Source organism: Streptomyces malaysiensis subsp. samsunensis (genome assembly GCF_024519315.1).
GTDB lineage: Bacteria > Actinomycetota > Actinomycetes > Streptomycetales > Streptomycetaceae > Streptomyces > Streptomyces malaysiensis.
In genome coordinates this window covers 18,802-32,768 of sequence record NZ_JANIIC010000002.1, presented here as the reverse complement: position 1 = coordinate 32,768, position 13,967 = coordinate 18,802, and the positions used below count along the sequence as shown (strand labels likewise).

The following is a 13,967-nucleotide window of genomic DNA, read 5'->3' as shown; positions in this document are numbered from 1 at the left end:
CTCGGTTCGCGCGCAGACCAGTAGACCACCCTGCCTGTCCCATCCGACCTGCGGCCACCCCTATTTCGGACGGGAGTCCCCTAGTATTTCCCTCGTGTCGGTCATGGGCAGGGGACGGTGAGTACGCCCCGTTCGGCCGTCCGCAGCGCGAGGGCCGCCAGCGCCTCGGGGGCGCCTGCCTGACCGCGGATTCCCGGGAAGGCGTTGATGTCCACGATCTGCGGGGCGCCGCCGCCCGTGTCGATCAGGTCCACGCCGTAGACGTCGAGCGAGAACACCGCACCGACCCGGAGCACCATATCCAGCCAGCCGGGCGGCAGCGCGTCCAGGGCGAGCGGCAGGTTCGGTCCGCGGCCGCCCGCCGCCAGCTCCGACCGGCGCAGCGCGGCGAACACCCTGCCCGCGATCACCCACAGCTTGTGGTCCCAGCCGTCGTTCGGGATGAAGTCCTGCACCACCACGGGCTCATCGGCCCAGTCGGCCGTCAGGTCGCGAAGCCGCGCGGCATCGTCGGCACGGGCCACCAGGTCATGGCGCCGGCTGTGGCGGCTCTTGACGACGACGGGGCGGCGCGGCGGCTCCGCCGCCAGCGCGGCGAGCGAGGCCACGGTACGGGTGGCGGCGAACGGCAGCCCGGCGCGCAGCGCCCGTTCGGCCATCACCGTCCGGTCCTGGCACCGCGCGGTGGCCGCGGCCGAGTTCACCACCGGGGCGCCGCGCCGCTCCAGGGACCGGGCGAGCGCCAGCGCACACGGGGTCCGGGCCTTCAGCAGATACACATCGGCGAGCTCCCCGGAGGAGACGGGGTCCTGCCCCCCGGCCTGGTGGCCGCCCGGGTCGAGCGCCACCACCTCATGGTGTGGGGTCAGCACATCCGCGGTGTCGGCGAGGAGTTGGTGGCCGGGGTCGGCGGTGATCAGACCGATCCTCATCGGCCGCCGCTGACCGTCGCGGTCACCCGGCCCCTGGCCGGGACCGGCTCCGGGCCACGCACCGGCCCGTGGAGGGCGCCGACGAGCGCGGCCTTCGACCGGCCGCCGCCCCTGCGCGCCAACTCCAGTATCGCGCGCCCCACCCGGGCCGCCGCGTCCGGCACCTCCGTGAAGCTGGGGAAGTCGTTCACATCGACCACCACCGGCCCGTCCGGGCCCAGCAGCACATCCACCCCGTACAGATCGAGGCCGTAGACCGCGCCGACCTCGGCGGCGATGGCCGCCACCTCGGCGGACAGCGGCACCCGGCGTCCGCGTGCGTTCCCGTCGGGGCTCAGCGGTGACACCCGCTCGGTCGCGTACAACTCCCCGTCCACGCAGTAGACCTTGAGGTCGACGCCCGAATTCGGCACATAGGGCTGGGCGATGAGCATGTCCTCCGCGGCCAGTTCGGTACGCAGCTCCCTCAGCCGGTCCGGTGTCGGCACCAGCCGCACGGCCCGCCCCGAGCTGCCGTCCGCGGGCTTGACCACCAGCGGGAACTCGGCCTCCGGTATCTCCTCCAGCGCCTCGGGCCGGGCCGCCGCGTAGGTGGGCGGCATCGGCAGCCCGCCGCCGCGCCCGATGGCGGCCGCCAGCGCCTTGTCCCGTACGCCGCGGATGGAACGGGCGTCGTTCACGGTGGTCAGCCCGACCGCCGCCGCGGCCTCCAGCAGCGTCAGCCCGGGGCCTCCGGACACCGTCTTGAGGACCCACGCGTCATGGCTGCCCGCCCGCACCGTGTCGGACATCCGCATCAGGGATCGGCCCGGCCGGACCACGTCCACCTGGTGGCCCCAGGCGGAGAGTTGACGGATCACCTCACGCGGCATGCCGTCATGGCGATAGCGCTCCTCCACCAGAAAGCAGAGTCTCATCGGCACTTCTTCCTCGTCACCGGACAGTTTCCCGGGCCGCTGCCGAGAGTGTCCGGCGCGCCATGGCCCCCCAGGATGTCATCCGCCGTTCTTTTACGATCTCCTGGGCCAAGGCATGGCGCCCGGTGGCCTGTTTATCGGGCTAAGTTTCCTTTACTCTGCTGAACATGACGCTGACGCGCAGGGAACGTGAGATTCTCGCGCTGCTCCGGCGGGACCCGCTGGCCGGGGCCCAGGCCATCGCCGACGCCCTCGGGACCACCCGGGCCGCGGTCAATGTCCATCTCTCCAACCTGGGCAAGAAGGGCGCCATCCTGGGGCGCGGCTACATCCTGCGCCAGGAGCGCGCGGTGGTGGTCATCGGCGGGGCCAATGTGGACATCAAGGTGCGCAGCCTCGCCCCCGTCGCGTACCGCACCAGCAATCCGGGGCACTCCCACACCAGCCCCGGCGGGGTCGGCCGGAATGTCGCCGAGAACCTCGCCCGGCTCGGTACCCCCACCCATCTCATCGCTGCCGTGGGCCGGGACGCGGCGGGGGAGCGGCTGCTGAGCGAGACCCGGGCCGCCGGGGTGCGCATCGACCATGTGCACCGCGGCCCGCATCCCACCGGCACCTATACGGCGGTGCTGGACGCCGACGGGGATCTGGTCGTGGCCATCGCCGACATGGCCGCCACCGACGCGCTGAGCCCCGAGCATCTGCACACCGCGCGTGAACTCATCGGCCATGCCGGGCTGCTGGTGCTGGACGGGAACCTCGCCCCGGGCGTGCTCTCGTACGTCCTGGACATCGCCTCCGCCACCGGTGTCCAGACGCTGATCGACCCGGTGAGCGTCCCCAAGGCGGCGCTGCTCGCCCCGCTGTTCGCCGCCGGGCGCCCGGTCTTCGCCGTCACACCCAACGTGGCGGAGCTGGGCGCGCTCACCGGCCGGGCGCCCGACGGGGCCGCCGGCGCGGACGACCCGGAGCTGCTCCGGGCCGTGGGCGTCCTCCATGAGCGCGGAGTGCGGCATGTGTGGGTGCGGCTCGGCGCGCGCGGCTCCCTGCTGAGCACCCTCGACGAGGGCCGGGTGCTCCTCGACGCGCCACCGGCCGAGGTGCACGACGTCACCGGCGCCGGGGACGCGATGCTGGGCGCGTTCGCACACGCCCTGCTCGGCGGCGCCGACCCCGCCGACGCCGCCCGCTACGGCCACGCCGCCGCCGCGCTGACGGTGGCCACCCCCGCCACCGTACGACCCGACCTGACCCCGCGCCTGATCCAGGACGCGCTCAACGCCCCGCCGCGGAGGACCACATGACCACGCCCCACCCCCGGATGGCTCTCACCGAGGAGGTCGCGGAGGCGCTGCGCGACGGCCGTCCCGTGGTCGCGCTGGAGTCCACGATCATCAGCCACGGCATGCCGTATCCGCAGAACGTCGAGATGGCCACCGAGGTCGAGCGGATCATCCGCGCCGAGGGGGCGGTCCCCGCCACCGTCGCCGTCCTCCACGGCACACCGCGCGCCGGTCTGGACCGCGCCGATCTGGAACTGCTCGCCACCAGCCCCGACGTCGGCAAGGTCAGCGTGCGCGACCTCGCCCATGTCATCGCCCGCGGCGGCCATGGCGCGACCACCGTGGCATCCACCATGCGACTCGCCGCGCTCGCCGGGATCCGCGTCTTCGTCACCGGTGGCATCGGCGGAGTGCACCGGGGCGCGGAGCGGTCCTTCGACATCAGCGCGGATCTCACCGAGCTCGCCACCACCCCGGTCGCCGTCATCAGCGCCGGGGTCAAGAGCATCCTCGACATCGGGCTCACCCTGGAGAAGCTGGAGACCCTGGGCGTCCCGGTGCTCACCTACGGCACCGACGACTTCCCCGCCTTCTACTCCCGGGTCAGCGGCTTCCGCTCCCCGCTGCGCGTCGACTCGCCCGAGGAGATCGCCGCCACCATGCGCGCCCAGTGGGAGCTGGGCATGACGGCGGGGCTGAGCATCGCCAATCCGGTCCCCGAGGCCGAGGAGATCCCCGCCGAGCGGATGGACGGCGTCATCGAGCGGGCCCTGGCCGAGATGGCGGAGGCGGGAATCGGCGGCAAGGACGCGACCCCGTATCTGCTGGGCCGGATCGTGGAGTTGACCAAGGGGGAGAGCCTGCGGACCAATATCGCCCTGGTCAAGAACAACGCACGCCTCGGGGCGCGGATCGCGATCCACTATGCCGCCGGGGCGCGGAATGTCTCGTGACCGGGGCGGGGCCTACAGCGAGCGGACCTCGGAGAGCTCGACCCGGCCGCCGATCTCGATGGAGCCGTCCGGCAGGGGACCGGTGAGGATCTGCGACCCCACACCCTGGGCGATGTTCAGGGCGCGCCCCAGCTCGCCCGAGAGGACCAGGGCGGCGGCGCCGGTGGCCTCGTCCTCGACGATCCCGTCCCCCCGGCGGGGAAACGCCCGCGCCCGCACCCGGCCCGCGGCCTCGTCCTGCCACGCCCATGCGTACAGCCAGCCCTCGCCCTCCGGAGGCGAGGGCAGCGCGTCCACCTCCTCGGGGGAGGCGTACCGCTGAGTGCGCCGCCCGGCCGCCCACGCGGGGCGGCCGGTGATCCAGGTGAACTCGCCGTCCTGGCGCACCGGAACCTCACCGGCGGGCGGCAGCAGCTCGGGCAGGTCCAGCAGCCAGCCGGTGCCCACCAGCGGATGGCCCGCGAAGGGCAGCCGGACGCTCGGGGTGTAGATGTCGACGACGCCGCGCTCCGGATCGTCCACGAACACGGTCTCGCTGAACCCCAGCCGAGCGGCGACCCGTTGCCGCTGTGCCGCACCGGCCACCGCGCCCCCGTCCCGCACCACGCCGAGTTCATTGCCACCGCGGCCGTAGGGCCCGCAGAACACCTTGAGCACGTCCAGATCCGTCACCTGGGCATTCAAACACGGGCGCCGGTACGGCGATCGGCGCGGGAGGCGCGCTCCTGGGGATGGGCCTTGTCGGTGGGGTGTTCTACGGTCGGGCCATGACCACGTCCGACGATGTTCGCGCCATCGCCCTGTCGCTGCCGGAGACCACGGAGAAGATCGCCTGGTCGATGCCCACCTTCCGGGTCGCCGGGAAGATGTTCGCCACCTTGCCCGAGGACGAGACCTCGATGGCCGTCAGATGTCCCAAGGTGGAGCGGGAGGAGCTGGTGCTGGCGGAGCCGGAGAAGTTCTGGGTCGCCGCCCATGAGGCGAGTTCGGCCTGGGTGCGGGTGCGGCTGGCCGCGCTGGACGACGTCGATGAGTTGCGGGACATCCTGCTCGACTCCTGGCGGCAGGCCGCACCGGCCTCATTGCTCGAATGATCGCACCATGCGGCCGGTGACTCCTCGAAATGTGGTGATATGCGCGTTCGAGAAGATAACCGACACGGGTGAAAGTCCAGACTTTTCCCGGTAATCGGAGTGCCGTCTTCCGCAGTGCGGGGTTCCCTGGAAGGGGATCAGCGAGGGAGGCCGCATGATGTACGGCCGCAGAACGAACCGCCCCGCGATGTGCGGCGGCCCGTACGCGGCCGCCGTCCTTGTGCTGCTGGCGGTCACCCTGCTGCACGCCGTGCTGGCCCTGGGGATCGTCCGCGACTCGCCGTCCAACGGGCCGGACCAGTGCGCGGCCGGGGCTCCGAACCAGGCCCCGGCCCCCTCCGTGCCCGGTGACACCGGCGCTACCGCCTCGACCCGGGCCCTCGTCGGGTCAGCCTCCGGGGGCGCTCCGTCAGCCTCCGGGGACGCTCCCCTTCCCGTAGCCCCGATTCCTGTCGCCCCGGTTCCCGTTGCCCCGGTTCCGGTCGCCCCAGTTCCTGTAGCCCCGGTTTCCCTGGTGCCGGAGGTCGAGGAGGAGCGCTCCATCGCGTCGGCGTCCTCCGTGCTCTCCGCCCGGGACGGTGCCGGGCATCCGGCGCGGCACGCCGGGCGGGTGGTCCACGGCGCCTCGTCCGGCGCACATCGGTCCCTCTCGACGTCCCTCGGCCCCCTCGTGCTCGTCGCGGTCCGCCCCGCCCGCCCCGCGGCGGGCTTCGGCGCGTTCGGCGCCGGGGGCGATGTCCCGGCCGGCCGGCTCTCCTCGCGGTCCGTGGTCCTGCGCTGCTGATCGGGCTCGGGCCGTCCGCCATCCCGTTTCCGCGCTGTACGCGCGGGTCCCGGATGCGGTCCGCCCTGCCCGCCCAGCCGTCGGACGTCCGAGACCGCAGGAGTATCCGCATGCCCATCGATGTCTATGCCGCCATGCGCGCGATGCTGCGCGCGGAGGCCACCAGGCGCCCCGTCACCCCGCAGGCCAGGACCGCCGCCGATCCCTCGCCGCCCGCGGTGGATCCGGCCGCTCCCGCTCCGGTGGACGCCACCGTTCAGGGGGACGCGCCCGCCGAAGAGCCCGTAGCGGCCGCATCAGCACCATCCGCCGTACCGGCCCCGTCGCCCGCGCCGCGCCGCGTCCGCGGGTCCCGCCAGGCCCGGTATCTGTCGCGCTGCCGTGCCGTGCTGCGCGCCGTACGCCACGCCGTGTCGTCCTGCGTCCCCGGGCGCGCGTCACGCCAGGGCCGGTGACCGGCCGCGGAGGGAGAGGAGCCGGAAGCACGGGTGCCGGGAGGTCACACCGGTCCGTCGTTCCGTCCGCCCTCCGGTGAATCCCCGCTCGAGAGCAACCGCTCGCGCTGCGCCACGGCCCAGGCGTAGCCGGGATTCAGCGCCACCGCACGCTCCAGATCCGCCAGCGCCTCCGCGCGCCTGCCCAGGGCCTCGTTGGCCATGGCGCGGCTGCCCAGGGCCCAGGCGTAGCCGGGGTCGAGGGCCAGCGCCCGGTCGTACACCGCGATGGCCTCCTCGTAGTGGCCCGCGAAGCGGTGGACATCGCCGCGTTCGCCCAACGTGCCCGGCACACCCGGCTCCAGCGCCTCCGCCCGGTCCAGATCGTCCAGCGCACCCGCCGTGTCCCCCAGGGTGCTGCGAACCCGGGCCCGCCGGACCAGCGCCCAGGTGTAGTCCCCGTTGAGCTCGATGGCCCGGCCCAGGTCCGCCAGGGCCTCCTGGATCCGGCCGAGCGCCATCTTGGTCTGGCCGCGGCTGCCCAGCGCCACATGGTCGGCGGGATCGGCCTCGATCACCGGGTCCAGCCGGGCCAGCGCCTCCTCGTACCGGCCCGCCCGGCGGCAGGTCTCACCGCGCTCGCGCTGGACCCAGGTCGAGCCCGGCTCCAGCGCGTCCACACGGTTCAGCGCATCCATCGCCGCGGTGAACTCCCCGGTCGCCCGGTGGACCACGGCGCGTCCGAAGTGCGCCCGTACGTTTCCCGGGTCCAGCTCGATCGCCCAGTGGAAGTCCTCCAGCGCCCCCTCGAACTCCTCGACCGACCGGCGGTGCCAGCCCCGTACGACATGGGCCGCGACCCGCCCGGCGGCGTCCAGCCCGGCCCGTGCCAGCAGCAGCCCCATCGCCTCGATCCCGCGCCGCCGTTCGTCCGCCAGCGCCTCCACCAGGTGCCATCCCCAGGCGCGCACGGTCTCCGCGTCGGCGTCCTCGCCCGCCTCGGCCAGCGTGGTCGCCCAGCGCCGGGCCACCGCCGGTCCGGCGTCGCAGGCGGCGATCCCGTCCCGCAGCGCTCCGGGCAGCGTCGCCGACGGCCGTGCGCACAGCAGGTGGTACCACTCCTCCAGACGCGGTCCGCTCCAGGCGTCCAGCCGCCACCCGTCGCGCGGGTCGAGCCCTCCGGTGGCCGCCTCGCGCCACCCGGCGAAGGTCTCCGCCAGCCGGGTGTGCGCCGCGCTCCACCGCTGCGGTGAGGTGGTCCGCTGGAGCCGCAGCATCGGGGCGCGGACCACGTCGTGGTAGCGGGCCGCCCCGCCGCGGTCGCCGATGAACGGCAGCGACCGCAGCCAGCCGAACAGCCCGGCTCCGTCGTCGTCCACCGCCGCCCTGAAGACGTCCTCGTTCAGCCGCCGGGGCAGCGCGCCCGCGAGCGCGGCGGAGCGGCGCACCGGATCGCGCTCCCACTTCAGGAACCGGTCGACGGCGGTGGCGCTGGGGTCGTCCAGGTCGCCGTCGGTTCCGGGGTTCTCGGCGAGCGTGGACACCAGGACCGGCAGCCGGCCGGACAGCCGCAGCACCTCCCGCACCACCGGCTCATCGGTGATCCCCTTGGCGGACAGCAGCTGCCGGGCCTCCGCGTCCGTGAACGGCTCCAGCGGCAGCTCCGCGACCACATCGGCCAGGTCGCCCCAGCAGCCGGGGTCCAGCCGGGTCTGCCCCGCCAGCACCAGCACCGTGTTGGCCGGGAGGGTGCCGAGGCGTTCGCTGGTCAGCAGGGTGCGCAGCCAGGGGTCGAGCAGCGGGCCGAGGCGCTCGTAGGTGTCGAAGAGCAGCACCAGCCACGGCACCGCTGCGGCCGCCTCCGACAATTCCCGCACCAGCAGCGGGGTCAGCGTCTCCACCGGGTCCAGCACCAGCTGGACGTCCTTGTGGTCGCGGAACCGCGAGCCGAGCGCCGCCCGCAGCCGATCGGTGCCTTCCGCGAGCGGCACCGGGTCGACGGCGCCCGCCAGCGCCCCGACACCCGGCACCATGCCGAGACCGGCGAGACCCGCCCGTGCGGCGGCCATGCTGCCGGTGCTCGGCCCCTGTCGCTCGCCCTCAGCCGGTGCCGACTCCGCCTCGTGGCGGCGCTGCCGATAGGTGGCGAGCCGCCGGTCGAAGGCGCTCAACTCCAGTCCCTGGCGGGCGAATTGTTCGCTGATCGAGGCCATCGCCTCGGGGACGGAGCTCGCCGTCTCATCGACGCGGGCGGTGAGCGCGCCGTACTCCTGCCGGGCGGTCTGCTCCAGCCGGCGCATCAGCCAGGTCTTGCCCACGCCCGCGTGACCGTGCACATGGAAGACGAAACGATGCCGCCCGTCCTCCGGCGGCAGCCCGAAATTGTCCCGGAACGTGTCCAGTTCCCGGCGCCGCCCCACGAATCCGGCGTTCCTGCGCCCCTGGATCAGCTCCTGCATCGACGGCCGTGCCCGCCCCATCGGCCCCCTCCTCCGGTCCCGGCCCAGTCTGCCAGCGCGATCAGTGTGCGGACTCATCACGTTTGACGTGCACGTACCCAGCTACCGCGGCGGAACCACGCCCCCCGACGACCGGGACGCCGCCCGCGGCGCGGCGGGAGGGCGCTTGGCACCGGCGCGCCGTCCACGCTCGTGCTCGCGGTGGCGGCCGGGCGATTGACTACCGCCCCGGGCGCGTCGGAGACTGGCGTTCCGTCGTAGTGAACCGAAGTTCACTCCGCGAACATGCCCTTGGGGCGAGGGACCGCAAAGGACATCCGATATGACCCTCCACCGCGATCTGCTGATCGATGGCAAGGACACCCCGGCCGTCTCGGGGCGCACCGCCGAGGACCTCAACCCCTACACCGGGGAGGTGTTCGCCACCGTGGCGGCCGCCGGGGCCGAGGACGTGGCGCGTGCGGTGGCCGCCGCCGACGCCGCCTTCCCGGCGTGGGCGGAGCTGTCCCCGTTCGAGCGCCGTGCGATCTTCCTGACCGCGGCGGACCTGCTGGAGTCCCGCGCCGACCGGGCCGCCGAGATCATGGCCCAGGAGGCAGGGGGCACCGCGCCCTGGGCGCACTTCAACGTGGGCCTGGCCGCGGCCATCCTCCGCGAGGCCGCCGCCGCGATCACCGCCCCGCGCGGTGAGGTGCTCAGCGCACAGGAGGCGGGGGCGCTCGGCCTCGCCGTCCGCGAACCGGCCGGTGTCGTCGCCGCCTTCGCCCCCTGGAACGCACCGGTCATCCTCGGTGTCCGCTCCGTCGCGGCGCCGCTCGCGGCCGGCAATACGGTCGTGATGAAGCCCAGCGAGGACGCCCCGCTCGCCTGCGGGCTCTTCGTGGCCGATGTGCTGCGCGACGCCGGGCTGCCCGACGGGGTGCTCAACGTGGTCACCAACGCCCGTGAGGACGCCGCCGAGGTGGCCGAGTCGCTCATCGCCGATCCCCGCGTAAGGATCGTCAACTTCACCGGCTCCACCGGGGTCGGCAGGACCATCGGCTCACTCGCCGCTCAGCACCTCAAGCCGGCCGTACTGGAGCTGGGCGGCAAGAACGCCATCATCGTCCTGGACGACGCCGATGTGGACCACGCGGTGGACGCCGCCACCTTCGGCGTGTTCATGAACTCCGGCCAGATCTGCATGTCCGGCGACCGGATACTCGTCCATGAAAGCCTCGCCGAGGAGTTCACCGCGAAGTTCACCGCCAAGGTGGCCGCCCTGCCGTGCGGCGACCCCGCCGAACCGACCACCGTGGTCGGCCCGCTGGTCGGAGCCGCCTCGGCGCGCCGAGTGGCGGCCCTGGTGAAGGACGCGGTGGACAAGGGCGCCACGGTGCTGACCGGCGGTGGCGAACCGGACGGCGCGGTCCACCCGGCCACGGTGCTGAGCGGTGTCACCCCGGAGATGGAGATCCACCACGCCGAGGCGTTCGGACCGGTCTGCGTGGTCGACACCTTCGCCGACGACGATCGGGCCGTGGCCCTTGCCAATGCCACCGATCACGGCCTGACCTGCGGCATCATCACCGAGAACGGGACCCATGGGCTCAAGGTCGCCCGCCGTATCCGGACCGGCATCGTGCATATCAACGACCAGTCGGTGGCGGATGAGCCACAGGCCCCGTTCGGTGGCATCAAGCAATCGGGGTACGGGCGGTTCGGCGGCCGCTGGGGCATCGAGGCGTTCAGCGACACCCGGTGGATCACCCTCGCCACCCAGCACGCCCACTACCCCTTCTGACGGCGGCGCGTCACCAGCCTCCCCTGATCCTCAGCCGACCCCGGGGATCAGGGGCACGGCTCCGGGGCGGCGCGCCGCCAGCCGCAGCCCCCTGACCGTGGTACGCACGACCTGCTCCTTGAAGCGGGCGGCCGGGCCGCCGCGCAGCACCGTCTCGCGCGGGGAGTCGTCCGCCCGCACCAGCTGGACCAGCCCGTCCCGGCGGCCCAGGCTCACGCACTGGGCCACGAAGCGGAAGCGCAACGGCTTCGGCTCCTGCCCCCGCGTCTCGGCGATGATCGAGGAGGCGGCGTGCGAACCGGACGGGAGCGCGGTGGCACAGGCCATACGCAGGGCGCCGGCGGCCGGGCTGGTCATGGCGGCGGCGTCGCCCACCGCGTAGATCTCCGGATGGGACACCGAGCGCAGGGTGCCGTCGACGCGGACGCGGCCGCCGGGGTCGAGGGGGATTCCGGCGGCCTCGGCCAGGCCGGTGTTCGCGGTCATCGCGGTGGCCCACACCACCACGTCGGTGTCGATGTCGTCGGGGTCCGCCACCCGGCGGCCCTCCTCGATCCGGACACCGAGCCCGGTGAGCGTCGTACGGACATGGGCGCGGCCCTTCGCCGACAGCCCCGTGCCCACCTCGCCGCCCGTGATCAGCCGGACCTTCCAGGCGTGGTGGGACTCGGCGAGCTCGGCCGCGAGCTCGATGCCGGTGAGTCCCCCGCCGACCACCGTCAGCTCACCCGGGCCGTCTTGCAGCCGCTTGTGCAGTTCGGCCGCCGTCTCCGGGGTGTAGGCGCGCTCACCGGGGTCGGCGGTGCGGCTGCCGAGCGCGTACACCAGCCGGTCGTACGGAAGCTCGCGGCCGTCGTCGGTGCTGATCCGCCGGGCGGCCGGATCGATCCGGGTGGCGCGGGCGGCCACGTGGTCGATGCCGGTCCGCCGGGTCAGCGTGGCCAGCGGAAGGGTGATGTCGGGCCGTCCGGCGGCCCGCTCGTGCAGCCGGACGCGTTCGGTGAACGCGGGGCTCGGATCGACCAGGGTGACCCGGGTGTGCGGGGCCAGGCGCAGGGCGGCCATCAGCCCCGCATAGCCCGCGCCGAGTACCAGGACCTGCTGCTTCTCCATGTCGGCGGCTCCTCGTTGGTCGGTGTTCATGAGGAGGACGACACGGCGGCCCGAGTTGTGACGGTGATGCCGGTCACAGGTTCGGCAGGTCGAGGTGGCGGAGCTTGTCGGGGTTGGCGATCACGTCGATCTCGGTGATCAGACCCTGGTGCACGGAGAACGCGAAGACCACGGCCTGCCCGCCCGCGGTGTCGACCAGGACCAGGCCCGGGGCGCCGTTGACCTCGCGCCGGCGCACCACCATCGTGGCCGGGTCGAACCCCCGGGCGAGACGCTGCGCGAAGCGGGCCACCTTCTCATTGCCCAGCACCGGGACCCGGGCCGCCGTGACCTTGCCGCCGCCGTCCGAGCGCCAGACGACCTCCGGATCCAGGATCTGGAGCAGCCCGTCCATATCGCCGCCCATGACCGCCCGGAGAAACGCCTCCACCGCCCGCTGATGCTCCCCGCGGTCCACCGAGCGCCGCGGCGCCTCCGCCCGGACCCGCTTGCGCGCCCGGGAGGCCAGCTGCCGTACGGACTCCGGGGTGCGGCCCACGACCTCGGCGATCTCGGGGAACGGCACCGAGAAGACATCGTGCAGGATGAAGGCGGTCCGCTCCGCCGGGGTCAGCCGCTCCAGCACGGTGAGCAGCGCCAGCCCCACCGACTCGTCCAGCGTCACCCGGTCCTCGGGGCCGCCGGCCGCCACCACCGGCTCGGGCAGCCAGGGGCCGACATACGCCTCGCGCCGCACCCGCGCCGAACCCAGCAGGTCGTAGCAGATACGGCTGATGACGGTGGTCAGATACGCGCGGGGGTCGATGACCTCGTCCGCGGGCAGCGCCTGCCAGCGCAGCCAGGTCTCCTGCACCGCGTCATCGGCATCGGCGACCGAGCCGGTGATGCGGTAGGCGACGGCCCACAGCCGGTCGCGCTGCTGTTCGAAGTCGGTCAGCTCTGCCATGTCCTGATCCTCTCGTCGGCTCGTCGGCCTGAGAGGGAGGACGAGACAGCGGCCGAGAGTGTGACAGCCGCCTTGCGGGGGGTGACTGGGCCCATCCGGGCGGGGCGGGGCTGGCGCGGGGGCCATGGCAGGCGTAAGCAGTATATGTGCATATGCGGCAAGGTCCCTCGGATCTGCGCCGGCCAAGGTGGCGGACCCGCGTCTTGGTCGTGATCCCCCTGCTGGTCATCGGGCTGATCACGCTCGGCGATGTGCTGGCCCCGGCCAGCATCCGGCTCAGCCCGCTGCTGATCGCGGCTCCGGCCATGACCGCCTCGTTCGCCGGTCCGCTGCTCACCGCGTGCGTAGGGCTCCTGGCCGTCCTCGCGCAGATCGCCGCGAACGCCTCGGAGGGCTTCCTCGGGCGGCCCGGCCGGCTGACCGAGGTGATAACGCTGGTCCTTGTCTCGGCGCTGATCGTGCTGTTCCGCGCGGTTCTCGACCGGCATATGCGGGAGCTGAACCGGGTGCGGGCGGTGGCCGATGTGGCGCAGCGGGTCCTGCTGCGCCCGCTTCCCGTCAGAGTCGGTCCGCTGCTGATCGCCTCGGTCTATCTCGCGGCCGAACCGGGGGCGGAGATAGGCGGCGATCTGTACGCCGCGGCACGGACCTCCAACGCCACCCGTCTGATCATCGGCGATGTCCGGGGCAGCGGGCTGACCGCCGTCGCGGACGCCTCCCTGGTGCTCGGCGCCTTCCGCGCGATGGCCCACTGGCCCGTACCACTGACCGATCTGGCCTCCTATCTGGACACCGCCCTGTCCGCCGAGCGGAGCGAACCCCTCGACAAGGCGCCCGGGGCGGGGGAGTCGTTCGTCACCGCCGCCGTACTGGAGATCCCCGACGACCTGCCCGTGGTGCGCGTCGTCAACTGCGGACATCCGCCGCCGATCGTGCTGCGCGACTCCGGTGTCAAGACGCTGGAGGGTTATGCGCCCGCACTGCCGCTCGGCCTCGGCCATCTGGCGGCCGGCCACTACCACACCGAGGACTTCGCCTTCGGCGAGGGCGATCAGCTGCTGCTCTACACCGACGGGGTCGTCGAGGCGCGGGACAGCGAGGGCACCTTCTTCCCGCTCGCCGAGCGGCTGCCCAGATGGAACGGCGGCGGCCCCCAGTACCTCGTCGACCGGCTGCACCGCGATCTGCTCCGCCACACCGGCGGCCACCCGGGCGATGACGCCGCCATGGTCGTCCTCGAACGCCACCACGTGGAGTGCTGAGGGAAAC

13 protein-coding genes are annotated in these 13,967 nt (G+C 73.3%); 7 read left to right on the top strand and 6 right to left on the bottom strand.

Translation table 11 applies throughout. The features are described 5' to 3' along the window. Positions 1-101: 101 nt before the first annotated feature. Positions 102-932, bottom strand: coding sequence for an ATP-grasp domain-containing protein (locus NQU54_RS01405; RefSeq protein ID WP_257629367.1), 831 nt, complete (start codon positions 930-932; stop codon positions 102-104). Beyond that, positions 929-1,849 (bottom strand): ATP-grasp domain-containing protein, encoded by a 921-nt coding sequence (locus NQU54_RS01400; RefSeq protein ID WP_079260042.1) that lies wholly within the window; start codon positions 1,847-1,849, stop codon positions 929-931. The genes NQU54_RS01405 and NQU54_RS01400 overlap by 4 nt, the downstream gene beginning before the upstream one ends. A gap of 167 nt (positions 1,850-2,016) precedes the next feature. Here NQU54_RS01400 and NQU54_RS01395 point away from each other — a divergent pair, with 167 nt between their 5' ends. Together NQU54_RS01395 and NQU54_RS01390 are read left to right on the top strand one after the other, a co-directional pair. After that, on the top strand, positions 2,017-3,153 hold the full coding sequence (locus tag NQU54_RS01395; protein WP_257629366.1) for a PfkB family carbohydrate kinase: 1,137 nt from the start codon (positions 2,017-2,019) through the stop codon (positions 3,151-3,153). Further along, positions 3,150-4,085 carry a pseudouridine-5'-phosphate glycosidase gene (locus tag NQU54_RS01390; RefSeq protein WP_257629365.1) on the top strand — a complete coding sequence of 312 codons (936 nt, stop codon included), beginning with the start codon at positions 3,150-3,152 and terminating at the stop codon, positions 4,083-4,085. Before NQU54_RS01395 ends, NQU54_RS01390 begins: the two co-directional genes overlap by 4 nt. A 12-nt stretch (positions 4,086-4,097) precedes the next feature. On the opposite strand, the gene NQU54_RS01385 is transcribed toward NQU54_RS01390, so the two are convergent. Continuing rightward, on the bottom strand, positions 4,098-4,757 hold the full coding sequence (locus NQU54_RS01385; protein ID WP_167505377.1) for a PhzF family phenazine biosynthesis protein: 660 nt from the start codon (positions 4,755-4,757) through the stop codon (positions 4,098-4,100). A 95-nt stretch (positions 4,758-4,852) separates the two neighbouring features. Between NQU54_RS01385 and NQU54_RS01380 the strand changes: the two genes are divergently transcribed. The 3 genes from NQU54_RS01380 to NQU54_RS01370 all read left to right on the top strand — a co-directional run bounded on the left by NQU54_RS01380 (position 4,853) and on the right by NQU54_RS01370 (position 6,418). Next, positions 4,853-5,179, top strand: coding sequence for an MmcQ/YjbR family DNA-binding protein (locus tag NQU54_RS01380; protein WP_069860812.1), 327 nt, complete (start codon positions 4,853-4,855; stop codon positions 5,177-5,179). 157 nt (positions 5,180-5,336) lie between these two features. Further along, positions 5,337-5,963 (top strand): hypothetical protein, encoded by a 627-nt coding sequence (locus NQU54_RS01375; RefSeq protein ID WP_257629364.1) that lies wholly within the window; start codon positions 5,337-5,339, stop codon positions 5,961-5,963. Between the two features lie 110 nt (positions 5,964-6,073). Next, complete coding sequence (locus tag NQU54_RS01370; protein ID WP_257629363.1) at positions 6,074-6,418, top strand: hypothetical protein; 345 nt, start codon at positions 6,074-6,076, stop codon at positions 6,416-6,418. Positions 6,419-6,462: 44 nt separating this feature from the next. Here the strand turns inward: NQU54_RS01370 and NQU54_RS01365 are convergent, their stop codons facing one another. Next, the gene (locus tag NQU54_RS01365) at positions 6,463-8,877 is read right to left on the bottom strand and encodes a tetratricopeptide repeat protein (RefSeq protein ID WP_257629362.1); all 2,415 of its coding nucleotides are present in this window, start codon (positions 8,875-8,877) and stop codon (positions 6,463-6,465) included. Positions 8,878-9,178: 301 nt separating this feature from the next. On the opposite strand from NQU54_RS01365, the gene NQU54_RS01360 reads away from it, so the two are divergent. Beyond that, complete coding sequence (locus NQU54_RS01360; RefSeq protein ID WP_257629361.1) at positions 9,179-10,639, top strand: aldehyde dehydrogenase family protein; 1,461 nt, start codon at positions 9,179-9,181, stop codon at positions 10,637-10,639. Between the two features lie 30 nt (positions 10,640-10,669). On the opposite strand, the gene NQU54_RS01355 is transcribed toward NQU54_RS01360, so the two are convergent. Both NQU54_RS01355 and sigJ read right to left on the bottom strand, forming a co-directional pair. Further along, complete coding sequence (locus NQU54_RS01355; protein ID WP_257629360.1) at positions 10,670-11,782, bottom strand: NAD(P)/FAD-dependent oxidoreductase; 1,113 nt, start codon at positions 11,780-11,782, stop codon at positions 10,670-10,672. Positions 11,783-11,825: 43 nt separating this feature from the next. Continuing rightward, positions 11,826-12,698, bottom strand: coding sequence for an RNA polymerase sigma factor SigJ (sigJ, locus tag NQU54_RS01350; protein ID WP_167505381.1), 873 nt, complete (start codon positions 12,696-12,698; stop codon positions 11,826-11,828). Between the two features lie 152 nt (positions 12,699-12,850). Between sigJ and NQU54_RS01345 the strand changes: the two genes are divergently transcribed. Then, positions 12,851-13,960 (top strand): PP2C family protein-serine/threonine phosphatase, encoded by a 1,110-nt coding sequence (locus tag NQU54_RS01345; protein WP_257629359.1) that lies wholly within the window; start codon positions 12,851-12,853, stop codon positions 13,958-13,960. Positions 13,961-13,967: the final 7 nt, after the last annotated feature.

What these genes read in the sequence shown, in the direction of transcription:
- NQU54_RS01345 (WP_257629359.1), top strand. Translation starts at nt 12,851, where the DNA reads ATGCGGCAAGGTCCCTCGGATCTGCGCCGGCCAAGGTGGCGGACCCGC.
- NQU54_RS01380 (WP_069860812.1), top strand. Translation starts at nt 4,853, where the DNA reads ATGACCACGTCCGACGATGTTCGCGCCATCGCCCTGTCGCTGCCGGAG.
- NQU54_RS01355 (WP_257629360.1), bottom strand. Translation starts at nt 11,782, where the DNA reads ATGAACACCGACCAACGAGGAGCCGCCGACATGGAGAAGCAGCAGGTC.
- NQU54_RS01390 (WP_257629365.1), top strand. Translation starts at nt 3,150, where the DNA reads ATGACCACGCCCCACCCCCGGATGGCTCTCACCGAGGAGGTCGCGGAG.
- NQU54_RS01395 (WP_257629366.1), top strand. Translation starts at nt 2,017, where the DNA reads ATGACGCTGACGCGCAGGGAACGTGAGATTCTCGCGCTGCTCCGGCGG.
- NQU54_RS01365 (WP_257629362.1), bottom strand. Translation starts at nt 8,877, where the DNA reads ATGGGGCGGGCACGGCCGTCGATGCAGGAGCTGATCCAGGGGCGCAGG.
- sigJ (WP_167505381.1), bottom strand. Translation starts at nt 12,698, where the DNA reads ATGGCAGAGCTGACCGACTTCGAACAGCAGCGCGACCGGCTGTGGGCC.
- NQU54_RS01375 (WP_257629364.1), top strand. Translation starts at nt 5,337, where the DNA reads ATGTACGGCCGCAGAACGAACCGCCCCGCGATGTGCGGCGGCCCGTAC.
- NQU54_RS01405 (WP_257629367.1), bottom strand. Translation starts at nt 932, where the DNA reads ATGAGGATCGGTCTGATCACCGCCGACCCCGGCCACCAACTCCTCGCC.
- NQU54_RS01370 (WP_257629363.1), top strand. Translation starts at nt 6,074, where the DNA reads ATGCCCATCGATGTCTATGCCGCCATGCGCGCGATGCTGCGCGCGGAG.
- NQU54_RS01400 (WP_079260042.1), bottom strand. Translation starts at nt 1,849, where the DNA reads ATGAGACTCTGCTTTCTGGTGGAGGAGCGCTATCGCCATGACGGCATG.
- NQU54_RS01360 (WP_257629361.1), top strand. Translation starts at nt 9,179, where the DNA reads ATGACCCTCCACCGCGATCTGCTGATCGATGGCAAGGACACCCCGGCC.